Origin of the sequence: Streptomyces sp. NBC_01298 (assembly GCF_035978755.1) — a bacterium.
GTDB lineage: Bacteria > Actinomycetota > Actinomycetes > Streptomycetales > Streptomycetaceae > Streptomyces.
Window position 1 is genome coordinate 1,967,826 of sequence record NZ_CP108414.1, and the last position, 26,712, is coordinate 1,994,537.

Below are 26,712 nucleotides of genomic sequence, written 5' to 3' on the forward strand. Positions count from 1 at the left end.
GGTTTCCATGAATCGAGACGCACTTGTGTGGTGCCTGGTCGCGGTGACGGCGATAGCCGTCGTCGCGGTCGTGGCACTCGTCGCCCGTACCAGAGCGCTGGGGGCGAAGAAGGAGCACACCGAGGCCGAACTGAGGCACCAGCTGCTCGCGACGGACAGCCACCTGCACGCGTCGCGCGCCGAGTTGCAGAGGTTCCTGGGCGAGCAGGAGGCCACGCTCCGCGCGGCCAAGGAAGCCGCGGAGGAGAACACCAAGGCCGTCCTCAAGGGTGCCGCGAGCCTCCTGCAGAGCCTGGCCGCCGAGCAGACGACGCTTCTCGACGGCATCCAGCGCAAGTACGGCGGACACACCGTCCTGAGCGACCTGTTGGACGTCAACCACGCCAACGCCCAGATGGCGCGCAAGGCTCAGGGCATCGCCGTCATGTGCGGTGCGCCGCTCGGCCGCCGCAACAGGCCCGCCAGCGTCTACGACGTCGTGCGCAGCGCCCAGGGGCAGATCCGCAACTTCCACCGGGTCGCCATCATGCAGCAGACCAGTCTCGCCCTGAAGTCGTCCGCGGTCGCGCCCGTGGCCCTCGCCGTGGCGGAGCTGCTCGACAACGCCGCCAGCTTCTCGCAGCACGACGCACCGATCGAGGTGACGTTCCAGCGGGTCCAGAACAACCTCTGCATCGTCATCGACGACGCCGGTGTCAGCATGAACGACGAGGAGCGGCAGCGGGCGACCGCGCTGCTCTCCGGGGAGATCGCCCCCCGCCTGTCGCAGCTCGGGACCCAGCCCAAGTTCGGCTTCCCGGTCATCGGCCTGATCGCGCGTCAGCACGGTTTCAAGGTCGATGTCACCGGGGTCTCCCGGTACGGCGGCGTCCGGGCCGTCGTCCTCTTGCCCGAGGAGCTGTGGACCATGGAGGAGATCCGGCCCGTCCAGGAGGCTCCGGTCAGCGGCGCTCCGGTCGGTGGCACTCCGGTCGGTGGCACTCCGGTCGGTGGCACTCCGGTCGGCGAGGCTCCGGTCGCCGAGTTCCGGCGCGCCGCCGAGAGCCGGCCCGCCCAGAGCGCGACGGCGCGGACCATGCACGGTCTGCCCAAGCGCGGCGCGCGCCAGGCTCCCATCGCGAGCGTCCCCGACCCCGACGCCACCACGCCGGCGCCGCGGACCCCGGGGGACTCCGGCCGCACGTCCGGGCGCGGCCTGGGGGCCTTCCAGCGAGGCACCCTCTCCGGCCGCAACCTTGACGCCACCTCGTTCGAAGGGCCCGAAGAGGCATGACCGCAGACCTCTCGTGGATGCTCGAGGACATCGTGCACAACGTGCCCCGCGCACGGCACGCCGTCCTGCTGTCGGCCGACGGGCTTCCTCGCGGCGCGACCGAAGGCCTGGCCGAGAAGGACGTGCGCACCATCTCGGCGGCCATGGCCGGGATGCAGTCGCTCAGCCGGGCAACGGCCCACTTCGCCGGCACGCAGGAGGACCGGCGGTGGAACCAGACCATCATCGAGTTCGCGCACGGCTGGAGCTTCCTGATCGGGGCGGGGCAAGGTTCCTACCTCGCCGCCGCGGCCGCGCCCGATGTGGACATGCAGCAGATCTCCTTCCGCATGCACCGCCTCGTCGCCCGGCTGGGCACCAACCTCACCTCGCCGCCGCGGGTGAACACCGAGGACGCCGGAGGTCCGCGCGGGGGCGTTCCCCGGCAGCAGGGCCCCGGTGACTCGGGTTTCGTCCTGGGTGAGCTCGACCGGGTGATGTCCGAGGTCAAGGGCGCCCGCCACGCCGTACTGCTGGGGTCGGACGGCCTTCCCCGCGGGGCGACCCACGGGATGAGCCGCGACCTCGCGGACACGATCTCCGCGGCCATGACGGGCATCCACGCCTACAGCCGGGTCACCTCCCAGTTCGCCGGGGCCGTCGAGGATCCGGAGTGGCGCCAGACGGTCATCGAGTTCCAGCACGGCTGGATCTTCCTGATGGCGGCCGGCCCCGACGCCTTCCTCGCCGCGGCCGCCGAACACGACTGCGACATCGAGCAGTTCACCACGCGTCTGCACGAGGTGGTGCCCCGGCTGACGGCCCCGGCCAGGGCGACGGTCGCATCGGCACCGGGGAAGGGGACAAGCCATGCCTGATGGTCTCGACCGGGACGAAGAGCTGGAACTGACCGCCCCATTAGTCCCCCTCTTCGTGATCACGAACGGACGGGCGCTGCCCCCGGACCACGAGTACGAGCACACGACGCTCGTGACCGCGGCGGCGGAGCGCGGACAGGTGGCGGCGCGCACGCTGTCCCCGGAAGCGGCGCGGGTCATGGACCTGGTCGCGAACGGCTTCCTGTCCGTGGCCGAGGTGGCGGGGCACACGCACCTGCCCCTGGGCGTGGTCCGCATCCTGCTGGCGCAGCTGGAGGAGGACGAGCTCATCCTCGCGAGGACACCGATCCCGCGCGCCGAACGTGTCGACAGAGAGCTGGTCAGCGCCGTGCTCGAAGGCCTGAAGAATCGATTCGGAGCGTAACGCGTGTACCTGGATCCAGATGTCTCCCACGCGGTGAAGATCCTCATCGTGGGGCATTTCGGGGTCGGCAAGACCACCTGCATCGGCAGTCTCTCCGAGATCGAGCCCTTGCGGACCGAGGAAGAGATCACCGAAGCCAGCGTGGGTTTCGATGACCTGTCGGGCACGCCCGACAAGACGACCACCACCGTCGCCATGGACTTCGGCCGGCTCACCCTGAGCGACACCCTGGTGCTCTACCTCTTCGGCACGCCGGGCCAGGAGCGCTTCAAGGAGATGTGGGAGGAACTCTCCCGGGGCGCCCTGGGGGCGCTGGTCCTCGTCGACCCGGAGCGACTGCACGAGTCCTTCCCCATCCTGGACCTCGTCGAACGCTTCGGCCTGACCTACGCCATCGCCGTGAACCACTTCGAGGGCACCACGCACTACCCGCTCGAAGAGGTGCACGAGGCCCTGAACCTCTCCCCCGAGACCCCTGTCGTCGAGTGCGACGTACGGGACGAGAACTCCTCCGCGCGGGCCCTCATCACCCTCGTGAAACACCTCATGTCCCAACTCGGCTAGGAGCGCAGGAATGCAACAGCCACGTGACCCGCACGAGATACCTCCCGGCTGCCCCGCGCACGGGAACGTCCAGATGTACGGCCCCTCGTTCGGAGCCGATCCGGACGGCCATTACGCGCAGCTGCGTTCCTACGGTCCCAGCGCGCCCGTGGACATCGCCCCCGACGTACAGGTCGAGCTCGTCACGAGCTACGACGCCGCGCTGTACGTCCTGCAGAACCCCGCGTCCTTCGTACGGGATTCCCGGCGCTGGAACGCACTGGCCGAAGGCCGCGTCCCGGCCGACAGCCCGGCCCTGCCGATGATGGGCTACCGCCCCAACGCGCTCTTCAGCGACGGCGCGTCGCACGCCCGGCTGCGGCGGGCCGTGACGGACAGCCTCGCCACCGTCAACGAGCACCAGCTCATCCGGCAGACGCAGCAGTCGGCCCACTACCTGATCAGCCAGTTCAGCACCGACGTCCGCGGCCACGCCGAGCTGATGGCCGAGTACGCCCAGCCGCTGCCGCTGCTGGTCTTCAGCGAGCTCTTCGGCTGCCCGCCCGAGATCGGTGACCGCGTGATCGCCGGCATCAGCGGCATCTTCGAGGGCACCCCCGGTGCCGACGAGGTGCTCGGCGGTGCGCTCACGGAGCTGATCGCCCTCAAGCGGCGGCGCCCGACGGACGATCTGACGACGCGCCTGATGGAGCACCCGGCCGAGCTGAGCGACGAGGAGGTGCTGCACCAGCTGGTCACCCTGCTCTCGGGCGGCACGGCGCCGCTGACCGCGGCCATCGGCACCAGCAGCGCCCTGTACCTCGGCGAGGAATGGCAGCTCGCCCTCCCCGTCGAGGACGCGGTCTCCCAGACCCTGTGGAACTACGCCCCCATCTCCAACTACGCGGCGCACTACCCGACCCACGACGTGGAGATCGGCGGCAGGGTGATCCGGGCGAACGACCCGATCCTCGTCTCGTTCGCCGCGGCCAACACCGACCCGAAGCTGACCGAACACCGGGAACAGCTGAGCGCGAAGGCGCACTTGGCCTTCGGGGCGGGCCCGCACGCCTGCCCCGCCAAGGACCCCGCTTTCATGATCGCCGTGACGGCCGTCGAGACGCTGCTCAACCAGCTGCACGACGTCGAACTGCGCGTTCCCTTCAAGTCGCTCACCTGGGCGCCCAGTCCGTGGAGCCGCTCGCTGGTCACCCTCCCGATCCGCTTCACCCCGAAGGCCGCTGCCCAGGGAGCCGGATCGACCGCGTCCGCCGGGACCTCCTGGCCGGCGGGGTCGAACCTGGGCCAGGCACCCCAACAGCAGCCGCACTCAGCCTCGTCCACTCAGTCCGGACCCGCGGGTTCACACCCCGGAGCCGGACCGCAGCAGCCCAAGGGCGGCCTGTTCAGCCGCTTCCTGGCATGGACCAGAGGCGAATGAGGAATCTGTGATTCAGGTAACACCCTGAGTACCCGGCAGTAACGGATGCCCTAACGATCTTGAGGGTATGCATGGCGGCTGGTTCTCGGAAAGGAGCCTCCATCATGGGCGTTGCCACAACTCCGGCGTACGACCGCCGGGCGTCCGCCTCCCTCTTCTCCCGTCTGCGGACGGCAAGAGGGCAGGCCGACCCCTTCCCCATCTACACGGAACTCCTCGCACGCGGCGAGGTGGTGCCCGCCCCCTGGGGCGGCTTCGCCGTGACCGGCTTCGCCGCCTGCGACCAGGTCCTGCGCAGCCGTCAATGGCTGGAGCCCGACAAGGAATGGCGCGAGCGCCAGGGGGCGGGTACGCGGTGGAACGCGCCCTCCTCGCGCGAGATGGGCAACACGCTCGCCGCGCTGAACCCCCCGGACCACACCAAGGTGCGGCGGGCGGCGGGCACGTTCGACCGGGGCACCGTGGAGCGCATCGGCCATACCGTGAAGCGGACCGCGGATCAGCTCCTCGACGCGTTCACGGAGCGAATACGCACCGGCGAGGCCGACTTCTCCGAACTCGTCTGCGAGGAGCTGCCGGTGGCCACCATAGGCGAATGGCTCGGGCTGCCCCGGGCGGACTGGCCCAGGCTCCGCGAGTTGACGCACGATCAGGTCTTCACCCAGGAGCTGCTGCCGTCGGCCAGCCAACTGGCGCTGTCCGACGCGGCCACGGCCGAACTGCGCACCTACTTCATGGACCTGGTCCGCGATCGGCGGGCCCGTCCCGGGGACGATCCCGTCACCCGGTGGATCCAGACGTGGGACGCGATCGAGCCCGACCGGGACAAGGCCGACGAGGCCGTCTACCACCTGGTGTTGTTCGTCCTGCTGGCAGCGCTGGAAACCACCGCGACCTTACTGTCCACGATGACGCTCCGGCTCGTGGAGAGCCCGGACCGCTGGGCCAGGGTCGCCGGCAACCCGGATCTCGTGCCCGGGTTCGTCGAGGAGACGCTCCGCTACGACCCGCCCACCCACGTGATCAGCAGGATCGCATCGCAGGACTCCGTGCTGGGAGGCTTCGAGATCCGGCGCGACGAGATGGTCCACCTCATGATCGGCGCGGCGCACCGGGACCCGGCCAGGCACAAGGACCCGGACCTCTTCGATCCCGAACGCCCCACCGACCACCTCGCGTTCAGCGGCGGCATCCACTACTGCCTCGGCGCGCCGCTGGCCCGCATCGAAGCCCAGACGCTGCTCCGGCAACTGGTCCTGCGCCTCCCCCGCCTCACCCTCGTACGCCCCCCGTCGATGGCGCCCCGTGTGGCGTTCCGGCGACTCCTGAACCTGGACGTAGCAGTCGCATGACCGACCCGACCCCCATCCCCGCTCCCCGCCCCGCCGCGATCCCCGCACAGGCACACGCACCCGTACACGCACTCGTCCGGACCGCACCCAAGGCGATACTCGCCGAACAGGACGGCCCCGTCCTGCACGTCCGCCTCAATCCCTGGGGGCAGGACGACACATTGGACGCCGCGGTCCTCGACGATCTCATCGCCCTGCTCGACGAGCTCCACGAGAGACCCGACGTCCGGATCCTGACGCTGTCGTCATCGGGTACGGACTTCTGCCTGGGTGCCGACCGGGGCGAGTACCAGGAGGCCATGGCCGCCGATCCCTCCGGGGTGGGCCTGCGGCGCATCGCCGACAAGGCCCACCGCCTGTGCCAGGCCCTGGAGAACACCCACGCGGTCACCATCGCCCGGCTGCACGGGCGGGTCATCGGCGCGGGCCTCGCCCTCGCGGCCTTCTGCGATCTGCGGGCCGGCGCCGACACCAGCCGCTTCCGCATGCCGGAGGTCGGCATCGGGCTGCCGCCCGCGTGGGGCGGGGCGATGGGGCGCCTGGTCTCCGAGGTCGGCGCCTCCAGGATCCGCGAACTCATGCTCACCTGCGACGTCTTCGACGCCGACACCGCGCACCGCGTGGGTCTGCTGCACCGGACCGCGCCGCTGGAGCAGCTGGACAAGGTGATCGATTCCTGGACGAGACCCCTCGTCCGGCGCTCGCCCGAGGCGCTCGTCCTGACCAAGCGGATGCTGGCCGGCTACGCACGGGCGGACAGGACGGCGGACGTCTCCCTGCTCGACTCCCACCTGCTGGCCGCCTCGCTCCACCAGCACGCGAGGGGCTGAGCGCTTCCGGGCCGGCCGATCCGGCCGGCCCGGGCGCCGCGGACCGGCCGGTCGCCCGTCAGACGGCCTGGCCGGCCGTGATCCGTTCGAGGACGTCCGCGTAGAGGGACCGCCGGTCCGGACGGGCGTGTACGGCGGCACGCCTGAGGGCCGGAACCGCCGGAGCGCCCATGCCGACGAGTCCCTCGGCCGCGGCCCTGCGCACGACGGGATGGGGGTGCTCCAGGAGGCCCGTCACCGCAGGGACGGCGGGTGTCCAGCCCGCGTGGCAGAGCGTCCGGATCGCCGTGCGCACCAGGTCCGGCTGGGGGTCGTCCAGCAGGACCGAGGTGTGGTGGAGGTAGGTCTGACGGTCCAGCACGGCCCGCGAGGTGCGGTGGGCGTGCAGCCGGACCTTGGGCTTCGGGTGCCGCAGCAGCGCGCCGATCAGCTCCCGCAGGTCGGGGTCCCGGTCCGCGTCCGCCCCGTCGTGTTCCTCGGCCAGCCGGGTGAGCGCGTGGCGTATCCGTACGGGGTCGCCCGTACGGGCCAGCTCCAGCAGCTCCTGGCGGGACGGGGGCTCCGATGCCCCTGCCGGGGCCGCCGGGTCGCGCTCGCGGAGCGCGGCCAGGTCGGCGGCGTCCTGCCGCACGGTGTCCGGCCGGCGCAGCGGACCCTCCACGAGGCGCAGGGTGTCCGCGAGGTCGTCGCGTCCTTCGGCGCGCAGCCGCCGGCAGGTCCGCGTCAGCGCGGGGGTGCGCAGGAGGGAACGCCCGCCGAGCAGGTCGAGGAACCCCCAGGCGCCGGCGTCGAGGCGGGCCCCGAGGTGCTCCGCCAGCACGTCGGCCGGGACGCTGTGCAGGGCCCGCCCGACCGCGGAGCCGCCGGACGCGGAGTCGTGCTCCCACCATTCCAGCAACAGCGGTACCAGCGGCTCCAGTTCCGACGGGTCGAGCTCGCTCATCACGAGGGCGGCCCGGTCGCGCAGGACGCCGTCCGCGCGCAGTTCGCTCTCGTCGAGCACGCTCAGCGCGCGGGCCAGGCCCGCGCCGACGGGTACGTCGACGCGGCCCCGCAGGAACGCGCGGAGCACGGGAAGCACGCCCTCGGGCTCGGGCCACTTCAGGAGCGCGAGGGCCGCGGTGTGCCTGCGGTCCGGTGCGGATGCCCGCAACATGGCCAGCAGGCGTTCCCGCAGGGCGGTGGAGCGGGGCTGGTCGAGGTCGTCGACGCGCACGGTCCGCGGTCGCGGCGCCTGCGCGCGGGCGTCGGAGCGGGCGCCGGCACGGGCGGTCTCGGTGAGCGTCCAGGGTGGTGCGTCGAGGGGCTGCATCTCCGTCATCCAGTCGATGAGGGCGGCGCGGACCCCTGGGCCGGCCGTGGCGTGGGCATCGATCAGCGCGGCCAGGCGGTCCCGGGAGCCCGGGACGCCGTACGCGGCATCCACGACAGCCGCTCCGTCCGCTCCGTCCGCTGCGTCCACGGCGGCCGCGGTAGCCACGCCGTCCCGCTGTCGGCAGAGCCCGCGGAACTCCTCCAGGGCTCCCGGCGTGCGGACCGCGGCGTCCAGCGCGGCTCGCCACGCCTCGGCTTCGGCCTGCGCGGTGGCGGCGGGCGACTGCGGGGCGGCGAACGCCTCCCTGAGTACGGCGCTCTCGGCCTGCCCCGGATGGGCGGCCAACCGGGCCGCATCCAGGGCCTGTTCGAGGTCGGCGCGGACCAGCACGGCGCCGAGGGCGCGGAGCAGCGTCAGGGTGGCCGGGCGGTCCGAGGGGGCGGCGGGCAGGGCGCGTACCGCCTCCGCGACGGCGAGCTTCTCGATCGTCGGCAGGGTCGGTGCGACCGCTTCGAGTACCGCCAGGAGGTCGCGCCGGCCCGCCGTCGGGGCCTCGGCGAGCCCGTCGAGCAGGACCCCGGCAGACCGGGCGAACTCCGACAGTTCCCCGGTCGTCCACGGTGCGGGGCAGAGCCCGAGGGCGAGCCGCAGGACGCCGACCCGTTCGGCGGGGTGGGAGGCGGCCAGGCGCAGCCAGTCCGGCAGTTGGGGCCGGAGCTCCCGCAGCCGGGTGGGACGGGGCAGCTCGCGCCGCGCGGCGAGGCGGAGCGCGACCGGAGCCCGCCAGCCCTCCGCCGCCAGCGCCTCGGCGTCGCGGTCCGCTCCGGCGTCCTCGGCCGGCCGCGGTACGCCGGGCGGGGTGATCCCGTGTCCGGTCATGGCCGCGGCCAGGTCCTCGACCTTCCCGGAGGCGAGGCCGACCCGTCCGGACGCCACCAGGGCGAGCAGGGTCGGCGCCACCCGTGACCCCTGGCCGTCCAGTGCGAGGACCGAGCGCGCGGACAGCGTACGGTCGAGGCCCGCCAACAGCAGTTCGCGCACCCGGCCGCCGTCCCCGCTCTGTTCGGCGGCGGCGAGGACCGTGGCCGGGTACGCGTCCCCGAGGATGGCGCGCAGCGCCTCGACGAGGCTGCCGCGCAGGCCCGGATTGTCCTGGTGGCCGAGCTGGAGGAGCAACGCCGGCACGGCCGCGGGTGTGCCCGAGCCGACCAGCACCCGGGCGGCGGTCTTCCTGACGTTCATGTTCGGATGGCCGAGCCGGGCGGCGATCGCGGTGGAGGCCCAGCGGGCCCGCGCGTGACCGAGGGCGAGCAGCGCCTGCCGTACGGTCTGGATGTCCTGGGCGGCGGTCAGCGCGATCAGCGTCGCCGACAAGGCCTGCGCGTCGTCCCCGCCCGCCTCGCGGGCGAGCAGCGCGATCACGTGCTTGCGCACGTGTCGGTCGCGGTGGCGCAGCAGGCGGTGGACCCGCGCACGGGTGCTCTCGTAGGGAGCCCTGAGGAGGAGTTCGAGCAGGATCGTCTGCTCGCCGCCCGACAGGCCTGGGCGGTCCAGCAGGTCCAGCGCCATGGTCGCGACGAGTGCGTGCCCGGCCTCTCGCGGGTTCGCCGCGTCGAGCAGGCAGACCGGCCTGATCCGTCCCCGCAGGTGGAGCCGCCGTCCCAGGTCGTGTACGGCGTCCAGGACCTCCTGCGGTACCACCGGCTCCCCGGCCGGCGAGCCGGTGTCGGGTACGGGGGCGGCCGCGCCCGGCTCCCGGGATGCCGCCAGGTCGGCCACGACGCGCAGGAGCAGGTCCGCGATCACCGGCAGCGTGCCGGCGCCGCCGTGGGCGGCCAGCCGGCACAGCGCCGCCACCGGCAGGTCCGGGTCCAGATGGGAACTCAGGAGCGCCAGTTCCCGCTCGTCCGGCCCACCGAGATCCGCGGCGACGCGCGTGGGGAGATCGGCGGGATCGAGCCGGACGAGGAGGGCTTGCCGCCGCGCCGGATCGTCGGTCAGGTGCCACAGCACCTCAAGGGCACGGTTGCGCACGGCGCGGAGATGCGGCGCGATCTCTCCCCCGCCCGTCTCTCCCCGGCCCGCCTCTCCCCCGGCCGTCTCTCCCCGGCCCGCCTCTCCCCCGCCCGCCTCTCCTCCGCCCGCCTTCCCGGCGAGACCGAGCCCTTGCCTCAGCGCCGTCGCGGTCCGGTGCCCGCCGATGGCCTCCAGCGCGTCCAGGGCCGCCGCGGGCGCCGAGGGCAGGAGGGTGATCACGGCGTCCTCGGCGTCCGCGTGACGCAGCGCACGGATGGCGTCGAGGAAGGGTGCCGGTGCGGGGGCCGAGGGGAGGACCCGTGCGATCGCCTCGCCGATCGGGAGCTGCCCCGCCCCCTGCCCGGCCAGGGCCACCAGCAGCGCGAGCCTTCGCGGCCAGGTCGGGTCGCCGGCGTCCGTGTCCGCCAGGACGCGGAGCGTCTCGTGCCGGCAGGTGAACAGGATCGTCGCGACCTCGTGGGGCGCGACCGAGTGATCGGCCAGCGCCAGGCCGACGACGGCCGGGACGTGCGGAACGTCCGGGAAGTGCCCGCGCCGGTGGAGGCCGCGCAGGCAGGCCACGGCCGACCCCGCGAACAGCAGCGGGTCCCGGGCGGCGACGGCGGTCAACACGCCGATGTCACCGCGGTCGGCCAGTTCACCGAGCAGTTCCATCGCGCGCCGGCGAAGAACCGGCGGCAGGTCCGGATCGTCGACGACCTGCCACAGCAGGCCGTCGTGCCCGTGGTGGGCCGCGGCCCTGAGTGCGGCGGCGGCCGCGCCGGGCCGCGTGATCACCGAATCGGCGGCGAGGAACGGCGCCAGCGGCCCCGACGCCAGGGGCTCCAACGCCGCCCAGGGCTGCGCGAGTTCATCCAGTGCGGCCGTCACGACCTCGGCGCTGCCGGCGCCGAGCAGGCTGATCACGTGGGCGCGGACCCGTACGGGGGCCAGCAGGCCGGCGTGCAGCCCCTCCCGGGTCAGCCGCAGCGCATCGGCCTGCAGCACCGGGTCGCCGCTGTCCAGCAGTTCGTTCACGAGCCGCTCGGGCCGGTGCGCCGCGGTGGCGGTCGTTTCCCGCACGGCTTGGTACAGCAGTTCGCCCCGGGGTTCCTTCCGGATCACCGTCGGCTCGTTCAGGAGCTCGGCGCGCAGCCACGCGATCCGCACCCGTACGGGCAGATCGGCCGTCCGCCACGCGGGCAGGCCCGGATTGCGGCGGCCCGGGCCGCCGCGGCCCGCCCCCCGGAGGTACGGTCCCAGCCGTTCGTGGAGCCGGGCCAGGACGAGCGCCTCCTCCGGCGTTCCCCCCACGGACGCGGGCAGCAGCCCCGCGAACTCGGCCATCTCCCGCTCACCGCCCGTACGGTCCGACCCGACGCGCTCGGCCAGCAGGACCAGCCCCAGGTACCGCAGGCGGGGATCCTCGTGCCGGACGAGGATCCCGAGGACGGCCGGCGAACAGTGCCGCGCGTCGAGAAGGCCGGCCGGCAGGCCGACGTCGGCTCGGCGTACGGCATCGCGGAAGGATGTGTCCGCCGGCAGCGGCATCGGCAGCGTCATCCTCGGATGCTAGCCGGGCCCTCCCCGGCCCCACCAGGCAATATGTCCGGCGTACGACCGCTACACCGTCCGCTCCGGCGGCTCCGTCCCCGCGTCGGCGCCGCCGCCCGGCCGGCGCGATCCGTACCAGTGGCCGGCGACGGCGGTGCAGAACAGCCCGGCGATCAGGGTGGTCAGCGCCAGTCCCGGGCCGGAGTTCCAGTGGACGGCGGGAGCGTGCACGGCCAGGACGACCGCCATCGCGAGCGAGACCCCGGGCATGGCGAGGAGGGCCGGGCGCAGGCGGCCGAGGTCGTCCTCGGCCAGGGCGCCGAGCACACCCATCCCGAGCGCGAGCGCCCAGACTCCGAGACCCTGGGCGTCCGCCCGGTTCACCTCCCAGGGGATGAAGCCGCCCCAGAAACCGGGGAGGACGAGCAGTCCGGCGCCGATGCCGAGCCAGGCGGAGCCCAGTACGGCCATCGGCGGCTTGGACCAGCCGGGCAGGGGGACCTCCCGGCTCCGCAGGGGGGAGCCGGGCCGGAAGCACTGGAGGGCGACGGCGAGTACCGCGAACGCCGCGAGCAGCCCGAGGAGGGCGACCCAGCCGAGGCTGAACAGGGCGAGGACGATCGAGGCGCCCGTGGCCACCTGGAGCGTGTCGGCGTTGAGGAGGCTGACGGTGAACAGGCCCAGCAGCACCACGGCGAGGGGGATCACGAGCACCCGAGCCTCTTCCCAGACCCGCGCCCGGCCGATCGCGAACAGACCCGGCGTGACGCCGGCCATGGCCGCTCCGATCAGTCCGGGGCTGAGCGGGTCCGGCGACTTCCAGGCGCCGCCCGCGTATCCGGCCAGGCTGGCGGCGACGAGGAACGCACCCGTCGTGAGGCTGACGACGCCCACGACGACGGCGAGCATCGCCACTCCCGCCGTGAGCGGGCGCCCGTCACCCGGTCCCGGCTCCTGCGGTTCGACTGCCATACGCCCTCGACTCCCTCGACTCCGTTGCTTGCGGCGACAGTTGTGGGTGTGCGGCCGGCGATGGCCGGCCCGGCCCGGCCCGCCGGGACAGCTCGCGGGCGTACATCACGCGCAGGCTCAACCCGGCGGTGGCCGCGAAGGCCGTCATCCCGCAGCCGACGGCGACCCCCGCGATCAGCGCGGTGGGACGGTCGAGGCCCGCGTACCGGTCCAAGGGCACGGCGGCGGCCAGCGAGAACAGCGGCGCCAGGCACAAGGCCGTCAGGTGCAGGCGCCATTCCTCGCGCGCCCACCCGTCACCGCGCCGCCCGGCGCGCCGGTGGCGCACGGTCATCACGGCGAACGCGGCCGCGTACGGGATCAGGTAGCCGAGGAGCAGCCGTCCGCCGACCGGGCCCCAGGACAGGAACGACCAGCCGATCCGGGCCAGGGCGGCGCCGCCGGCGAGGTGCGCCAGGACCAGCGCCGGGAACGGTACCCACGTCCCGGCGCCGCCGAGGGGGTCGGCGGCCGGCGCGCCGGTCCCGGGCACCGGCCTGCCACCGCGGTCGAGGGCGCGCGAGGCGAGCAGCGCGCCGAAGACGACGACGGAGCCGAGGTGCATGGTCGCGACCCGGTTGATCTCCTCCATCGACAGGCCCGGCAGCAGCCGGGGCAGCGCGCCCCATTCGAGGCGCAGCAGCGGCGCGGTCATCAGGTAGCCGTAACAGAGCAGCATCCACCGCTGGTGCAGGTCCGGGAAGCGGCCCAGGGCCGCCAGGATCCCGAACGTCACGCTCAGCGTGGTGCCCACGAGGATGGCGGCCAGCGCGATCCAGAACGTCGGCCCGCTGAAGGCGTCCTCGGGCGCGGTGCGTACGAGGTACACCGCCGCGCCCGCCATGGAGGCGTACACCGTCACCGCGAACACGACTCCCGCCGCGCGGTGCAGGCGCGGACGGCGCCGGACGGCCGACAGCAGCTGGACCGGTCCGAGCAGCATCAGCGCACCGCCCAGCACGGAGTGCACGACGAGCGGGACCAGGCTGCGCCCGTACGGTGCCACGCGGGTCCGCAGCGCCTCGGCGACGTACTCCGGGGACACCGTCCGGCCCAGGATCCACTCCCCCGGGGCCGGTGCGCCGGGCCGGGCGTAGGACCACAGTTCGGTCATGGCCACGGGCGCGTAGACCAGGCAGAGCGTCACCACCGCGAGGGTTGCCACGCGCGGCCACGGGACGCGCTGGAGACGGTTCACCGGGACTTCCCCTCCACCGCCGAAACTCGGCCGTCCGCTCTGGACTACCGAAAGGTAGGGTCCTGTTCGACTCCTGGTCAACAAGGCTGCCGGATAACGTTTTCGCGGTCCCCGACGGGTCAGATCCAGCCCCGCCGGGCCGCGATGGCTCCCGCCTGGAAGCGGTTCGCCGCGCCCAGCTGGTCGTGCAGGCGGCTCATCCGGCGCCGCATGGTCCGTACCGACCAGCCCAGTTGGCGCGCGATCGCCTCGTCCTTCAACCCGCTGACCAGCAGGGCGAGGAGCAGTCGGTCCTCCTCGCCGGGCTCCGCATCGCCGGATGCCGCCCCGCCCGATGCCACCTCGCCCGATGCCACCTCGCCCGATGCCACCTCGCCCGATGCCGCGGACTCCCCGCCGGGTCCCGTCGGCCGCGGCGGCGCGAGCAGGGGGGTCGCCACGGTCCAGCACAGCCGCCAGTAGTCCGTCAGCGCGTCGAGCAGCGACGACGGGCGGATCACCGCCGCGCGCACGTCCGTCAGGTCCAGCGACAGGGGCATCAGCGCCAGGGCGTCGTCCGCGATCGCCAGCTTGATCCGCAGCCCGGGCAGCACCCGCGCCTGCTCCCCCTGGGCCACCAGCCGCCGGATGTCGTCCAGCACCCCCGGCCACTCCAGCGCCTCCGGGGCGTACACCGCGCGGTACGTCAGCCCGCCGCGCATCGCCGTCTCCTCCACCGGATTGGCGGTGGTCAGCGCGTAGGGCGGCCGGTCCAGGGTCCGCACCTGGTGCTTGGCCTCCTGCTGGAGCCGTACGAACCAACGGCCCAGCGCCTCCCGGCCGGAGACGATCTCGACCTCCTTGGCATCGCCGCGCCGGGCCGCCTCGAAGAGACCGGCGAGCTCGCCGGCCGCCGACCGTACCCGGCCCAGTTCCACGGTGCGCTCCTGGATCAGCGCCTCCACCGCGTGCTGCGGGTCGATGGCCGCGTAGCGCCGCCGGGGGCCGGACAGCCGTCCGACCAGCCCGCGGTCGTGCATGCGGTCGAGGGCGCGCGCCACCCGCTCCGGGCCCGTGCCGAGTTCGCCCGCCAGCTCGGCGGGCGCGGCCGCCTGCCGGGCGAGCAGCGCGCGGTAGACCTGCTCGTCGAAGGCGTCGATGCCGACGGCCGCCAGTTCCTGGGACATGCGGGCCATCGTGGCCCACCTGTGCCAGCGGCAGCAATGGGCCACAGGGAATCGTTGCCCTATCCGGACCGGGCCGCATTAGGTACCGCCTATGGGTCACTCACACCGAAGAACTGTGCATACGGGCCTGGTGGCCGCGGTGCTCGGCGGACTGCTGGTCTCGGTCCCGCCCGCCGTCGCCGCCGCCCCCGAGTCCGCGGACCACGGCACGCGGCGGGTCATCGTCGAGTTCGAGGGCGCCCCGGCGCTGGCGGCCGTGCCCGGCTCCGCGAAGAGCTCCGCGAAGGACTCCGCGGGTGCCGGGAGCGCCGGGAACGCGAAGGACACGAAGGCCGCCCGGGCCGCGAAGGCCGCCGAGGTGACGGCCGCACGCAAAGACCTGACCGGCAGGCACGACGCGTTCCTGGCCGAGGCGAAGGGCGCCGGCGTCACCGCCAAGGCCGTACGCCGCCACACGCTGCTGCTCAACGCCGTGGCCATGACCGTCGGCTCCGCCGACCTGGCCACGCTGCGGAAGCTGCCGGGCGTGAAGTCCGTCAGCCCCGCCGGGACCTCGCGCGCCCTGGACACCGACGCCAACGAGGTCGTGGGCAACCCGGCCCTGTGGGCCCGGGAGGACCCGGCCGGCGTCAAGGTCACCGGCAAGGGCGTCACCGTCGCCGTGATCGACACCGGGGTGGACTACACCCACCCGGATCTGGGCGGCGGCTTCGGCGAGGGCCACAAGGTCGTCGGCGGCTGGGACTTCGTTGACAACGATGCCAACCCGATGGACGACAACGGCCACGGCACCCATGTGGCGGGCATCGTCGCGGGCAGGGCGGCCACGGCGGCGGGCGTCACGGGCGCCGCTCCGGACGCCGAGCTGCTGGCGTACAAGGTGCTCGGCGCCGACGGCAGCGGCGACGACTCCGGCATCATCGCGGCCATCGAGGCCGCGGTGGACCCGGCCAACCCGCACCGCGCCGACATCGTCAACATGAGCCTGGGCAACAGCGCGGGCACCGCGAGCGACCCGCTGTCCCGGGCCGCGTCCGCGGCCGTCGACGCCGGCGTCCTGGTCTTCGCCGCCGCCGGCAACGCCGGTCCCGGCTACTGGACCGTCGGCTCCCCGGCCGCCGCTCCCGGCGTCATCGCCGTCGGCGCCTCCACGAGCGGGATCCGGCTGCCCGTGCTCAAGGCGGCGGGCGACACCCTGCAGAGCTACCGGGGCGGGCGGTCCGCGAACCCGCCGGCCGCCGAGGTGACCGCCGGGGTCGTCTCCATCGGCATGGGCACCGCGGAGGACTGGGCGAAGGCGGGCGACGTCAGCGGCAAGGTCGTGCTGTACGCGATCCCGCCGGCCGTGAACCCGTACGAGGTGTGGCCCGAGGAGCTCGAGACCTGGCGCGAGGCCGAACGGCGCGGCGCCGCCGCCCTGGTGGGCGGCGTGGGCGGCGGTGGTGGCGGCCCGGTCGTGTTCGGCGGCAGGAGCCGTACGAACCCGCTCCAGCCGCGCCGCGAGCGGGAAACCGCCCGCGGCGGAGCCGCCGCCCGGAGCGAGGTACTGCTCGGTGCCACGCCCGCGGAGTCCGGCGACTCCCTGCGCCTGGACCGCCTCGTCGTGACCGGCGTGGACTACGAGACGGGTCAGCGGCTGGCCTCGCTGGCCGAGTCCGGCGGCGAGCTGGTGCTCGGCGGCCGTGACTCCACCGACGAGATGGCCTCCTTCTCCTCCCGCGGCCCGGACTCCGAACGGCTCGGTCTCAAGCCCGAGATCGTCGCCCCGGGCGTCGAGATCCTCTCCACCGTACCCAAGGGCATCGAGTCCACGGGCTACCTGCGGATGTCCGGCACCTCGATGGCCTCGCCGCTCGCCGCGGGCTCCGCGGCGCTGCTGCGCCAGCTCCACCCGGACCGCCCCGCGGACCGGCTGCGCGCCGAGGTGATCGGGTCCGCGAAGCCGCTCGACGGCCCGGACCTGCAGTCGCAGGGCAGCGGCCGGCTCGACACGGCCGCCGCGGCCGGGGCCGGGCTGTACGCCTCGCCCGCCACCGTCTCCTTCGGCCTGGCCCACATGGACGGGCCGAAGGTCACCGGCGCCCGGGAGGTCGTGCTCCACAACACGGGCAGCGCGCCGATCACCGGCAAGGTGGCCGTCACCGGGCCCGCGACCGTCACCCCGGACCACCTCACCATCCCCGCGGGCGGTACCGCGAAGGTCACGCTGACCGTCGAGCGCGACCGGCCCGACATCACGGACTACGCCACCAACTACCTCAGCGGCCGGGTCACCGTCACCCCCGACAAGGGCCGGGCGCTCACCGTCCCGTACCTGATGGCGGCCATCCCGCTGTACGTGGACCCGGCCGAGGACCCGTCCAACGACGGCTCCACCACCGTGTACGTGTACAGCCCGACCCCGCTCACCGCGCCGCCGGTGCTGACGGTCACCCCGCCCAAGGGCAAGCCCTACACCAAGGCGACGGCTCCCACCTCGGACCCGTCCTACTACCGGGCCGATTTCACCGGCCTCGGATCGGGCGTCCACACGATGACCGCCCGCGCCACCACGGCCACCGCGGTGCGCCAGTACGGTACCGGCGCCTTCGAGGTGACCCTCAAGGCGTCCAAGGACAGGGACTGGAAGCCGGTCGGCCCGAACAGCGCGGTGGGTACGACCCAGTTGACCCCCGGCGAGCCGAAGCAGGCCGTGATGACCCAGGGCACCCGGCCGGGTGCCTGGCTCACGACCGACGGCGGCAAGAGCTGGCAGCAGCGGGGCCACACACCGGTCAGCAACGCGCTGCGGGAACCGTCCCTGGTCATCGACTCCCGCGATCCGAGCCGCTGGTGGGAGGCCGTGGTCAGCGCCCACCCGTCGGCGTTCCCGGAGGGCGGCGTGCTGATGCGCACCGAGGACAGCGGCCGCTCCTGGGAGCGGATGGCCGGCCCGCCGGCCACGATCACCGAGCTGACCGCCGATGCCCGCACCCGGGTCCTGCTCGCCACCTCCGACTACACCGGCGAGCGGTTCGTCAGCCGGGACCGGGGCGCCACCTGGACACCGGTGGACCTCTCGGGGATCACCGGGTACCTCACCAAGAGCGTGATCGGCGGCGACGACCTGTACCTCTGGGCCGGCCAGGCGATCTGGGTGATCCGCGACTTCGTCACCGGCTCTCCCCGGCCCGCGCAGAAGGTCTTCCAGGCCACGCCGCGCGTGCAGGTCATCGGCGGCTTCGACGCCGACGGGACGCTGCTCGCCATCAAGGTGCAGGGCCAGAACTCGGGCCTGTACGTGAGCCGGGACGGCGGCCGCGTCGTCGAGAAGACCAGCCGCACCTACAGCGGCCTGATCGACGTCTCCGGCGGCGACATCTACCAGGACGACCTGAGCGGCACCGGAGCCCTGAGCCGCGACGGCGGCCGTACGTGGACCACGTCCGCGCAGCCGGTGCCGGGTTCGGTGGTCTACGACTACGACCGCTGGGCCGACGGTTCCCACACGATCGGCTCCGGCGCGGCCGGTCTGTTCCGCTCCACCCGGGAGGGCGGCTACCGGCGGATCGGCGTGCAGGGCGAGTCCGTGGCCGCACTGGCGACCTTCGGGGACCAGCTCCTCGCCGGCACCTCGGTCGGCACCTACCGCACCACGGTGCCCGCCGCGAGCCCCGAGTGGGGTGCGGCGGAGCGCGAGGGCACGACCGGTACCGGTGTCGTCGCCTTCCAGCCGTCCGCGGCGGACCCGAAGTCCGGCTGGCAGCTGGTCAATTACCTCTACGACGTGGTGCTGCAGAAGACCGCGGACGCCGGCCGGACCTGGTCGGACGTCGCCGCGCGGGAGGCGAACGGGACCGCGTTCCTCGTCGACCCCGCGAACCCGGACCGGATGATGATCTCCTACAAGAGCTCCAACTCCGCGGGTCTGTACACCACCACCGACGGCGGCGCCCACTGGAAGACCTTCGACCAGGGCCGCTCCTACGACACCATCGCGGCCGATCCCGGCAAGCCCGGGCGGATCTGGTTCGGCGGCTGGTGGGGGCTGTCCTACTCGGACGACTTCGGGGCCACGACGCACCAGGTGTCCGAAGCCGAGGTGCACGCCATCCAGTTCACGGCGGGCGCCATGGTCACGGGCGGGCAGGCGATCCGGGTCAGCAAGGACGGCGGCAAGACCTTCACCAAGGCCGACACCGGCGCCCTGCGGATCAGCGTCTCCGATCTCCTGCGGGTCGGCGACACCCTCTACGCGGGCACCAGCACCCGCTGGATGGACTTCACCCCCACCGGCGGGCGCGGGGTGCTCCGCTCCACCGACGGCGGGCTGACCTGGCGCAACGTCTCCCGCGGCATGCCGAACAAGGACGTCCTGTCCCTGGCGGCCTCGCCCGACGGCCGGTACCTCTTCACCGGCGTCGACCAGGGCGGCGTCCACCGCCTGGAGCTGGACGACTGAGGTCCGCACCCGCGGACCGCCGGGCCGGTGCGACCGCCGCACGACAGGGCGGCCACACCGGCCCGGCGGGTCTCCGCGGGCTTCCGCGCATCCCCGCGGGTCTCCGCGGGTCTCCGCGGGGATGCGCGATCTTGACAACTCTTCATGGGCATGACACCTGTTGACCCCTGTGGGCACCGCGCCACTCCCACTCCCGTCAGCGGCACCGGACCCCGAAGGGGGCGATCAGGGCATGCCCATGCCTGAGAGCACGGAACACGACTACGACGTCGTCATCAGCGGAGCCGGCCTCGCCGGCAGTGCCGCGGCGATCCTGCTCGCCCGGCGCGGCGTCCGCGTCGCCCTGCTGGAACGCCGCTCGGCCCCCGAGGCGTACAAGGTGCTGTGCACCCACTCCATGACGGCCAACGCCCATCCGGTGCTGGCGGAACTCGGCCTCGTCCCCGCCCTGGAGAAGGCCGGGGCCATGCGCAACACGGCTCGCTGGTACACCCGTTGGGGCTGGATCGAGCCGAAGCCCGCGCCCGGAGGACCGGAGTTGCCGTACGCGTACAACGTCCGGCGCAGCGTGCTCGACCCGTTGATCAGGTCCCGGGCGGAGCAGACCCCCGGCGTCGAACTGCTGCCGGGCCACCGGGTGACCGGGCTGGTCCGGGAAGCCGGACGGACCGTGGGGGTGCGTGCGTCGACCCCGGACGGGGAGCGCGAGATCCGGGCGCGCCTGGTGGTCGGCGCCGACGGCAAGGACTCGGCCGTGGCGCAGCTCGCCGGGATGCGCACCCGGACGTACGAGAACAGCCGGTTCGGCTACCTCGCGCACTACCGCGGCCTCCCGCTGCCCGGCGGGATCGGCCAGACCTGGTTCCTCGAACCCGACATGGCGTACGCGTTTCCCAACGACGACGGGGTGACGGTCCTCGCGGTGCTCCCGGACAAGAAGCACCTCCCGGCCTTCCGGGAAGACCTGGAGGGCGCCTTCGCCGCCTTCGTCCGCGCCCTGCCCGAGGCGCCGCCCATCGACTCCGCCGAGCGCGTCTCGAAGATCATCGGCACGATCGACTACCCGCTGCACAGCAGGAAGCCGACCGCGCCGGGCGTGGCGCTCATCGGCGACGCCGCCCTGACCGGCGACCCCCTGTGGGGCGTGGGGTGCGGGTGGGCCCTGCAGTCCGCGCGGTGGCTGGAGCGGGCCGTCGCCCCGGCCGCGACCGGCCGGGGCAGCCTCGACCGGTCGCTCGCACGGTACGCGCGCACCCACCGGCGGCGTACGAGCGGCCACCAGCTCCTGGCGGCCGACTTCGCCAGGGCCCGGCCGTTCAACCCCGTGGAGCGGCTGGTGTTCTCGGCGGCGGCCCGCGACGCGTCGATGGCGCGGCACATGCACCGGTTCGGCTCCCGCCTGATCGGCCCGGCGCGCTTCCTCAACCCCGTGGCCCTGGCCCAGGCCGCGGCCGTCGGCATCAGGCATCGCGGGGCCTGATCCGCACGGGCCGGCGGCCTCCACCCGGCCGGCTCAGCTCTTCGGGGCCGCACCCCTGTCGCCGGCCGGCAGCAGGACCCGGACCGTGAGCCCGCCGCCGGGGCGGGGCGTTGCCTCCACCTCGCCGTGGTGCGTGGCGGTGATCGCCCGGACCACGGCGAGCCCGAGTCCGAATCCGCTACCGCGCTCCCGGCCCTGCCGGAAGGGCGCGAACAGGGCGGGCAGGTCCTCCGCCGACAGGACGGGGCCGGTGTTGGAGACCTCCAGGAACACCGAGTCGCCCGCGGTGCCGGTCGCGATCACGGTGGTGCCGTCCGGGTAGTTGTGGCGCACCGCGTTGGCCAGCAGGTTGAGCGCGACCTGCCGGAGCAGCGCGGGGTCGCCGTCCACCGGCGCGTACGCCGCGTCGAGGGTCACCCCGATCCCTGCCGTACGGGCCTCCTCGGCCAGGTCGTCCGTCGCGGCCCGGGCGGCGTCCGCCAGGTCCGTCGGACGCAGCGCCAGCGCGGCGGTCTCCGCGCGGGCCAGGGTCAGCAGGGCCGCGATCAGCCGCTCGATGCGCCCGTTGGCGTCCAGCGCGCGCAGGACGGCGGGGCGCAGGTCGTCCGGGACCCGCCCCCGGGCGAGGGGGATCTCCAGCGCGGTGCGCAGGACGGTCAGCGGGGTGCGCAGCTCGTGCGAGGCGTGTGCGGTGAAGCTCCGCTGGGCCGTGAAGCTCCGCTCGAGCCGGTCGAGCATGGCGTCGAAGGTGTCGCCGAGTTCACGGATCTCGTCGTGCGGACCGTCCAGCGCGAGCCGCTCGTCCAGGCTGCTCCCGGTGCTGATCCGCCGTGCGGCCCCCGTCACCTGGTGGAGCCGGCGCAGCGAACGGTGGCTCGCCCACCAGGCCAGCAGCGCGGCGAGCGCCGTGAACACGGTGAGCAGCAGCGCGGAGCGGGTCAGCAGGTCGCCCAGGATGGCGTTCTGGAAGTGGTCGAAGGCCCGGGACGGGGTCGTGAGGACGGCCTCGGTGGACCCGGGTGGCACGTCGACGGGCGACGGGACGGGGAGCGGCGGCTCCGGAGCCCACGCGGCCTGGGTGATGAGGTCGCGGTTGGCCTCGATGAGCTGGCGCGAGCTGAGCCAGTTCAGCACCAGCACCCCGCATCCGAGCACCGCGAAGACGGCCGTGGTCACCAGGGTCAGCCGGCCCCGCAGCGGCAGGCGGCCGGGGCGGCTCACAGCCGGTACCCGTAGCCGGTGTCGTGCACGATCAGCGGCGGATCGCCGATCTTTCGGCGCAGCGCGTGCACGGTGACCCGTACCACCGTGGTGGCCGGGTCGAGTCCCGTGTCCCACAGCCGCTCCCGCAGTTCCTCGGTGGTGACCGGGGCGCCGTCCGCGGCCAGCAGCACCTCCAGGACTCCCAGTTCCTTCGGCGTGAGGTGCAGCGGGCGGCCGTCGCGTTCCGCGACCCTGCGCACGGTGTCGAGGCTGATGCCGAGGCGGCTCAGCACGACTTCGGCCCGGCCCGCGGCGGAGCGGCGGCCGAGCGCGCGCAGCCGGGCGACGAGCTCCAGGTAGGAGAACGGCTTGGTCATGTAGTCGTCGGCGCCCTGGCCGAGGCCCTCGACGAGGTCGGACAGGGTGTCCGCGGCGGTGAGCATCAGGATCCGGGCCGGATGGCCCATCGCGGCCAGCGCGCGGCACACGGCGTCGCCGCCCAGTCCTGGCAGGTCCCGGTCCAGGATCACCACGTCGTAGTCGGCCTCGCCGGTCTTCCGGAGCGCCTCCAGGCCGTCGTGGGCGAGGTCGCAGACCATGCCCTCGTCGCGGAGCCCTTCGGCGAGCATCAGGGCCAGTTCCCGCTCGTCCTCAACGATCAGCACCCGCATCGCGTTCCGCTCCGTTCGCCCGTGCCGCCGCTGTTCCAACCGAGCCGGCGCCGGGGACCAGCCTGCCCGCAGGCGGGTTAGCCGGTGGTTAGGCGCGCGATCACAGGTGGCTCACCGCACGAACCGTAGAACTTGGGCGTTCATCGGGAACGCCCAGAGGAGTGTGGGACATGCGAAGCACATCCGCGATACGCGGCCGGTCGGCACGAGGCCCGCGAAGCCCGCGCGGTCTACGACGCCTGCGCGCCCTGCCTGCCGCGGCCGCCGCGGCTGCGGTGCTGGCCCTGGCCGGCTGCTCGACCGCCTCCCCCGCGCCCGAGGTCGCCGGAAGCGACCGCGGGGGTCAGGCGAAGCCGCAGGACGACAACGCGGTCCGCCGGGCCTGGGTGGACTGCATGCACCAGCAGGGCCAGACGAGCGTCGAGCAGGACAAGGACGGCAACATCGGCTTTCCGGCCGCGAGCACGGACACGGGCATGCCGTCCGGGTATGACGCCGCCAGCCGGCTGTGCGACGAGAAGGTGCCGGGCATCCACCAGATCCAGCAGGGCGACAACGCCAAATACGTCGAGATGGCCCGCAAGTGGGTCGAATGCGCGCGCAAGAGCGGCTACGCCGACATGCCCGACCCGGATCCCAAGGAGGCCGTGGTCGTCGTCCCGCGCGCCGTGTTCGACGCGACCAAGTGGGATGCCGCCTCGCTCGCCTGCGATGCACGGTTCCCGTTGCCCGGCTACCGGATCGGTGAGTGAGCGTGACCCGCACGAGGGAACCCCTTGAACCCGCAGAGCAGGCAGAGCAGGTAGAACCCGTAGGACCCGTAGGACCCCTGGAACCCGTAGTGCGCGGGAAGAAGCGCGGCAGGGTCCTCGTGCCGCTGCTGCTGGTCGCCGTGGTGGCCGGGGCGGGGACCGTCGCCGTCACCCGCCCCTGGGACCGCGGCACCGCGGGGACCGGGCGGGAGGGCCCGGAGTTCGGCCTCGCCCAGGTGGAGCAGGGCTCGCTGTCCAGCAGCATCCAGCTCACCGGCTCGCTCGTGTACGACGCGCCCGTCGCCGTCCTCCCGGCCGGCCGGGGCACTCTTACGGGCCTCCCGGCCGTGGGCGCCGTCGTCAAGGCCGGACAGAAGCTCTACGAGGTGGACGGGCAGCCGGTGGTGCTGATGGTGGGCGACCGCCCGATGTGGCGCGACCTGGGCCCCGGTGTTCCGGCCGGCACCGACGTGGAGCAGCTCGAACGCAACCTGATCCGGCTCGGCCACGCCAAGGGCCTCGGCCTGACCGCCGACCGGAAGTTCGCCCCGGACACCGCCACCGCCGTGAAGCGCTGGCAGAAGTCCCTGGGCCTGAAGGAGACCGGCACGGTCCCCCTCGGCTCCCTCACCATGCTGTCGCACGAGTCCGTACGCGTGCAGCAGGTCGGCGCGCAGCTCGGCGCGACCCTGGGTGGTTCCTCCGTCATGACCGTCACCCGCGAGGACCTCGTGGTCACCGCCCGGCCCGCCGAGAACCAGCTCTCCCGGTTCAAGCCGGACGGCCGGGTCCGGGTCAAGCTGGCCGACGGCACCGAGGTCGGGGGCCGCATCCGTTCACTGATCCGCGGCTCCGGCTCCGGCTCCGGTGGTGAGGACGGTTCCGGCGGGTCGGGCGGCGGATCCGGGGAGGGCCCGGGCGCCGCCAAGACCACCGTGACGATCGTGCTGGACGGACAGGAACAGGCCCGGCGGGCCGGGCAGTCCGCGGTGACCGTCGCCGTGGTGGGCGACACCGCCGACCACGCGCTCATCGTTCCGGTCACCGCCCTGCTCGCCCTGGACGGCGGCGGCTACGGCGTACGGGTCTCCGACGGCCCCACACCCCGGCTGGTCAAGGTCCGGCTCGGCCTGATCGCCGACGCCAAGGCCCAGATCACCGGCGACGTCCGGCCCGGCGCGCAGGTGGTGATCCCGCGATGACGTCTCCTCCCGCGGCGGACGCCGCGCCCGTCCTCGAGCTGTCCGGCCTCGTCAAGGAGTATCCGGGCGCGCCCCCGCTGCGCATCCTGCACGGCATCGACCTCACCGTCGAAGCCGGTGAACTCCTCGCCGTCGTCGGGCCGTCCGGCTCCGGCAAGTCCACCCTCCTCGCACTGCTCGGCTCGCTCGACCGGCCCACCTCGGGCCGGCTCCGCTTCGAGGGCCGCGATCTGGCCGGCCTGTCCGACCGGGAGCTGGCCGCGCTGCGGGCGCACCGGATCGGATTCGTGTTCCAGCAGTTCTTCCTGCTGTCCGGACTCACCACCGTCGAGAACGTCGCGACCGGGCTGCTGTACGCCGGGGCGCCGGTCTCCGAGCGGCGCGCGCGGGCCGTGGAGGCGCTGCGCTCCGTGGGCCTCGGGCACCGGCTGGGCCACCGCCCCGACCAGCTCTCCGGGGGCGAGAAGCAGCGCGTGGCGATCGCCCGCGCGCTGATCGGCCGCCCGGCGCTGCTGCTCGCCGACGAGCCCACCGGAGCCCTGGACAGTGTGTCCGGCGCCGCCGTGGTCGAGCTGCTGCACACCCTGAACGCGGGCGGCACCACGGTGGTGGTCATCACCCACGACCGTTCGCTGGCCGCCTCGTTCCCCCGGCGGGTCGGCATCCAGGACGGCCGCATCGAGTTCGACGAGCGTCTCCCGGAGCCCGCCGGAGCCGTCCGATGACGGGCCTGCAGATGAAGGACCGTCAGATGAAGGACCGGCCGAAGACGACGCCTCGCACCCGCCTGCGCGTCATGGACCTGCTGCGCCTGGGCATGATCGGGCCGCGCACCCGCCCCCTGCGCACCGCGCTGTCCGCGCTGGGCATCTCGCTGGGCATCGCCGCCGTGGTCGCGGTCACCGGCATCTCGAACTCCAACCAGCAGCACCTGCTGGCACGGCTGGACCAGCTCGGCTCCAACCTGATCACCGTGGCCCCCGGCAAGGGGCCCGACCAGCAGCCGGTACCGCTCCCGCTCACCGCGGAGAAGATGCTCTCCGCCATCGCGCCCGTGCAGCGGACCACCGCCACCGGGGCCACCAAGGCCCAGGTGTACCGCAACGACCTGGTACCGGTGCAGCAGACCGCCAGCCTCACCGTGCTGGCCGCGCGCCTCGACCTGCTGGAGGTGCTGCGCGCCGAACTGCACAGCGGGCGCTGGCTGGACGCCGCGAGCGAGAACCTCCCGGTGACCGTGCTCGGCGGCCAGGCCGCCCAGCGCCTGGGCGTCACCGGACCGGGCGAGCGGGTGTGGCTGGGCGGCGAGTGGTACCAGGTCCTCGGCATCCTCGCCCCGAACGAACTCGCCCCCGAACTCGGCACGTCGGCCTTGGTCGGCTGGCCCCGGGCCGTCGCCCACCTGGGCGCCGACGGCAGCGCAGCGACCGTCTACCTGCGGTCGCACTCCGCACGCGTCCCGCAGGTCCAGGCGGTGGCCGCGGCCACCGCGAACCCCGGCAGCCCGACCATGGTCGCGGTGAGCCGGCCCTCCGACCTCCTGCTGGCCCGCACCGAGACGGAGAACAGCCTCAACGCGCTTGTACTCGTCCTGGCCGGCGTGGCGTTGCTGGTGGGGGGCGTCGGGATCGCCAACACCATGGTCGTCGGCGTGATGGAACGCCGCGGCGAGATCGGGCTGCGCCGCGCCCTGGGTGCCCGGGGCGGCCAGATCGCGGCGCAGTTCCTGCTGGAGGCCGTGCTGATGGGCTTCATCGGCGGAATCGGCGGCCTGCTCCTCGGCAGCCTGACCGTGTACGGCTACGCGCTGGTGCAGGGCTGGCCGGCGGCCATCCCGCTCTACACGCTCGTCGCCGGCCCCTCGGTCTCGGTGGTGGTGGCCGCGCTCGCCGGGCTCCATCCCGCGCTGCGGGCCGCCCGGGCCTCCCCCACGGACGCCCTGCGTTCGGCGTGACGCCCTCTGATCCGCACGGGCCGGCGGGTGGCTTCGCCGGACGAGTGCGCAGGTCCGGGATAGGGTGC

At 73.7% G+C, this 26,712-nt stretch carries 19 protein-coding genes; 13 read left to right on the forward strand and 6 right to left on the reverse strand.

All coding sequences use genetic code 11. The features are described 5' to 3' along the window. Positions 1-7: 7 nt before the first annotated feature. The 7 genes from OG730_RS08965 to OG730_RS08995 all read left to right on the forward strand — a co-directional run bounded on the left by OG730_RS08965 (position 8) and on the right by OG730_RS08995 (position 6,681). Entirely contained in the window at positions 8-1,273 is a 1,266-nt protein-coding gene (locus OG730_RS08965; RefSeq protein WP_327303729.1) for an ATP-binding protein, read from the forward strand. Further along, entirely contained in the window at positions 1,270-2,130 is an 861-nt protein-coding gene (locus tag OG730_RS08970) for a roadblock/LC7 domain-containing protein (protein WP_327303730.1), read from the forward strand. The genes OG730_RS08965 and OG730_RS08970 overlap by 4 nt, the downstream gene beginning before the upstream one ends. Then, positions 2,123-2,515 (forward strand): DUF742 domain-containing protein, encoded by a 393-nt coding sequence (locus OG730_RS08975; protein WP_327303731.1) that lies wholly within the window; start codon positions 2,123-2,125, stop codon positions 2,513-2,515. The genes OG730_RS08970 and OG730_RS08975 overlap by 8 nt, the downstream gene beginning before the upstream one ends. A gap of 3 nt (positions 2,516-2,518) precedes the next feature. After that, positions 2,519-3,079: a GTP-binding protein gene (locus OG730_RS08980; RefSeq protein ID WP_327303732.1), complete on the forward strand. Its 561-nt coding sequence runs from the start codon at positions 2,519-2,521 to the stop codon at positions 3,077-3,079. 10 nt (positions 3,080-3,089) lie between these two features. Then, positions 3,090-4,499, forward strand: coding sequence for a cytochrome P450 family protein (locus OG730_RS08985; protein ID WP_327303733.1), 1,410 nt, complete (start codon positions 3,090-3,092; stop codon positions 4,497-4,499). Positions 4,500-4,603: 104 nt separating this feature from the next. Then, positions 4,604-5,851 (forward strand): cytochrome P450, encoded by a 1,248-nt coding sequence (locus tag OG730_RS08990; RefSeq protein ID WP_327303734.1) that lies wholly within the window; start codon positions 4,604-4,606, stop codon positions 5,849-5,851. After that, entirely contained in the window at positions 5,848-6,681 is an 834-nt protein-coding gene (locus OG730_RS08995) for an enoyl-CoA hydratase/isomerase family protein (RefSeq protein ID WP_327303735.1), read from the forward strand. Before OG730_RS08990 ends, OG730_RS08995 begins: the two co-directional genes overlap by 4 nt. Positions 6,682-6,739: 58 nt before the next feature. Here the strand turns inward: OG730_RS08995 and OG730_RS09000 are convergent, their stop codons facing one another. From OG730_RS09000 to OG730_RS09015, 4 genes are all read right to left on the reverse strand, one after another. Continuing rightward, entirely contained in the window at positions 6,740-11,575 is a 4,836-nt protein-coding gene (locus tag OG730_RS09000; RefSeq protein ID WP_327303736.1) for a HEAT repeat domain-containing protein, read from the reverse strand. A gap of 60 nt (positions 11,576-11,635) precedes the next feature. After that, the gene (locus OG730_RS09005; RefSeq protein ID WP_327303737.1) at positions 11,636-12,538 is read right to left on the reverse strand and encodes a hypothetical protein; all 903 of its coding nucleotides are present in this window, start codon (positions 12,536-12,538) and stop codon (positions 11,636-11,638) included. Then, entirely contained in the window at positions 12,504-13,775 is a 1,272-nt protein-coding gene (locus tag OG730_RS09010; RefSeq protein ID WP_327303738.1) for a DUF2306 domain-containing protein, read from the reverse strand. Before OG730_RS09010 ends, OG730_RS09005 begins: the two co-directional genes overlap by 35 nt. Before the next feature lie 119 nt (positions 13,776-13,894). Then, complete coding sequence (locus OG730_RS09015) at positions 13,895-14,941, reverse strand: helix-turn-helix domain-containing protein (RefSeq protein WP_327303739.1); 1,047 nt, start codon at positions 14,939-14,941, stop codon at positions 13,895-13,897. 115 nt (positions 14,942-15,056) lie between these two features. Here OG730_RS09015 and OG730_RS09020 point away from each other — a divergent pair, with 115 nt between their 5' ends. Both OG730_RS09020 and OG730_RS09025 read left to right on the forward strand, forming a co-directional pair. Beyond that, positions 15,057-19,382, forward strand: a complete 4,326-nt coding sequence (locus tag OG730_RS09020; protein ID WP_327303740.1) for a S8 family serine peptidase — start codon at positions 15,057-15,059, stop codon at positions 19,380-19,382. Positions 19,383-19,620: 238 nt separating this feature from the next. Continuing rightward, positions 19,621-20,862 (forward strand): NAD(P)/FAD-dependent oxidoreductase, encoded by a 1,242-nt coding sequence (locus OG730_RS09025; protein WP_327303741.1) that lies wholly within the window; start codon positions 19,621-19,623, stop codon positions 20,860-20,862. 33 nt (positions 20,863-20,895) lie between these two features. On the opposite strand, the gene OG730_RS09030 is transcribed toward OG730_RS09025, so the two are convergent. Together OG730_RS09030 and OG730_RS09035 are read right to left on the reverse strand one after the other, a co-directional pair. Next, on the reverse strand, positions 20,896-22,083 hold the full coding sequence (locus OG730_RS09030; protein ID WP_327303742.1) for a sensor histidine kinase: 1,188 nt from the start codon (positions 22,081-22,083) through the stop codon (positions 20,896-20,898). Then, positions 22,080-22,736 carry a response regulator transcription factor gene (locus OG730_RS09035; protein ID WP_327303743.1) on the reverse strand — a complete coding sequence of 219 codons (657 nt, stop codon included), beginning with the start codon at positions 22,734-22,736 and terminating at the stop codon, positions 22,080-22,082. Before OG730_RS09035 ends, OG730_RS09030 begins: the two co-directional genes overlap by 4 nt. 170 nt (positions 22,737-22,906) lie before the next feature. On the opposite strand from OG730_RS09035, the gene OG730_RS09040 reads away from it, so the two are divergent. The 4 genes from OG730_RS09040 to OG730_RS09055 all read left to right on the forward strand — a co-directional run bounded on the left by OG730_RS09040 (position 22,907) and on the right by OG730_RS09055 (position 26,644). Continuing rightward, a complete protein-coding gene (locus tag OG730_RS09040) occupies positions 22,907-23,488 on the forward strand; it encodes a hypothetical protein (RefSeq protein WP_327303744.1) in 582 nt (193 codons plus the stop codon). 89 nt (positions 23,489-23,577) lie between these two features. After that, positions 23,578-24,690, forward strand: coding sequence for a peptidoglycan-binding protein (locus tag OG730_RS09045; protein ID WP_327303745.1), 1,113 nt, complete (start codon positions 23,578-23,580; stop codon positions 24,688-24,690). Continuing rightward, positions 24,687-25,415, forward strand: coding sequence for an ABC transporter ATP-binding protein (locus OG730_RS09050; RefSeq protein ID WP_327303746.1), 729 nt, complete (start codon positions 24,687-24,689; stop codon positions 25,413-25,415). Before OG730_RS09045 ends, OG730_RS09050 begins: the two co-directional genes overlap by 4 nt. Beyond that, a complete protein-coding gene (locus tag OG730_RS09055) occupies positions 25,412-26,644 on the forward strand; it encodes an ABC transporter permease (RefSeq protein ID WP_327303747.1) in 1,233 nt (410 codons plus the stop codon). The genes OG730_RS09050 and OG730_RS09055 overlap by 4 nt, the downstream gene beginning before the upstream one ends. Positions 26,645-26,712 lie beyond the last annotated feature (68 nt).

Excerpts from the sequence above, each read along its gene's own strand:
- OG730_RS08965 (WP_327303729.1), top strand. The coding sequence starts at position 8 with ATGAATCGAGACGCACTTGTGTGGTGCCTGGTCGCGGTGACGGCGATA.
- OG730_RS08970 (WP_327303730.1), top strand. The coding sequence starts at position 1,270 with ATGACCGCAGACCTCTCGTGGATGCTCGAGGACATCGTGCACAACGTG.
- OG730_RS08975 (WP_327303731.1), top strand. The coding sequence starts at position 2,123 with ATGCCTGATGGTCTCGACCGGGACGAAGAGCTGGAACTGACCGCCCCA.
- OG730_RS08985 (WP_327303733.1), top strand. The coding sequence starts at position 3,090 with ATGCAACAGCCACGTGACCCGCACGAGATACCTCCCGGCTGCCCCGCG.
- OG730_RS08990 (WP_327303734.1), top strand. The coding sequence starts at position 4,604 with ATGGGCGTTGCCACAACTCCGGCGTACGACCGCCGGGCGTCCGCCTCC.
- OG730_RS08995 (WP_327303735.1), top strand. The coding sequence starts at position 5,848 with ATGACCGACCCGACCCCCATCCCCGCTCCCCGCCCCGCCGCGATCCCC.
- OG730_RS09000 (WP_327303736.1), bottom strand. The coding sequence starts at position 11,575 with ATGACGCTGCCGATGCCGCTGCCGGCGGACACATCCTTCCGCGATGCC.
- OG730_RS09005 (WP_327303737.1), bottom strand. The coding sequence starts at position 12,538 with ATGGCAGTCGAACCGCAGGAGCCGGGACCGGGTGACGGGCGCCCGCTC.
- OG730_RS09015 (WP_327303739.1), bottom strand. The coding sequence starts at position 14,941 with ATGTCCCAGGAACTGGCGGCCGTCGGCATCGACGCCTTCGACGAGCAG.
- OG730_RS09025 (WP_327303741.1), top strand. The coding sequence starts at position 19,621 with ATGCCTGAGAGCACGGAACACGACTACGACGTCGTCATCAGCGGAGCC.
- OG730_RS09035 (WP_327303743.1), bottom strand. The coding sequence starts at position 22,736 with ATGCGGGTGCTGATCGTTGAGGACGAGCGGGAACTGGCCCTGATGCTC.
- OG730_RS09040 (WP_327303744.1), top strand. The coding sequence starts at position 22,907 with ATGCGAAGCACATCCGCGATACGCGGCCGGTCGGCACGAGGCCCGCGA.
- OG730_RS09050 (WP_327303746.1), top strand. The coding sequence starts at position 24,687 with ATGACGTCTCCTCCCGCGGCGGACGCCGCGCCCGTCCTCGAGCTGTCC.
- OG730_RS09055 (WP_327303747.1), top strand. The coding sequence starts at position 25,412 with ATGACGGGCCTGCAGATGAAGGACCGTCAGATGAAGGACCGGCCGAAG.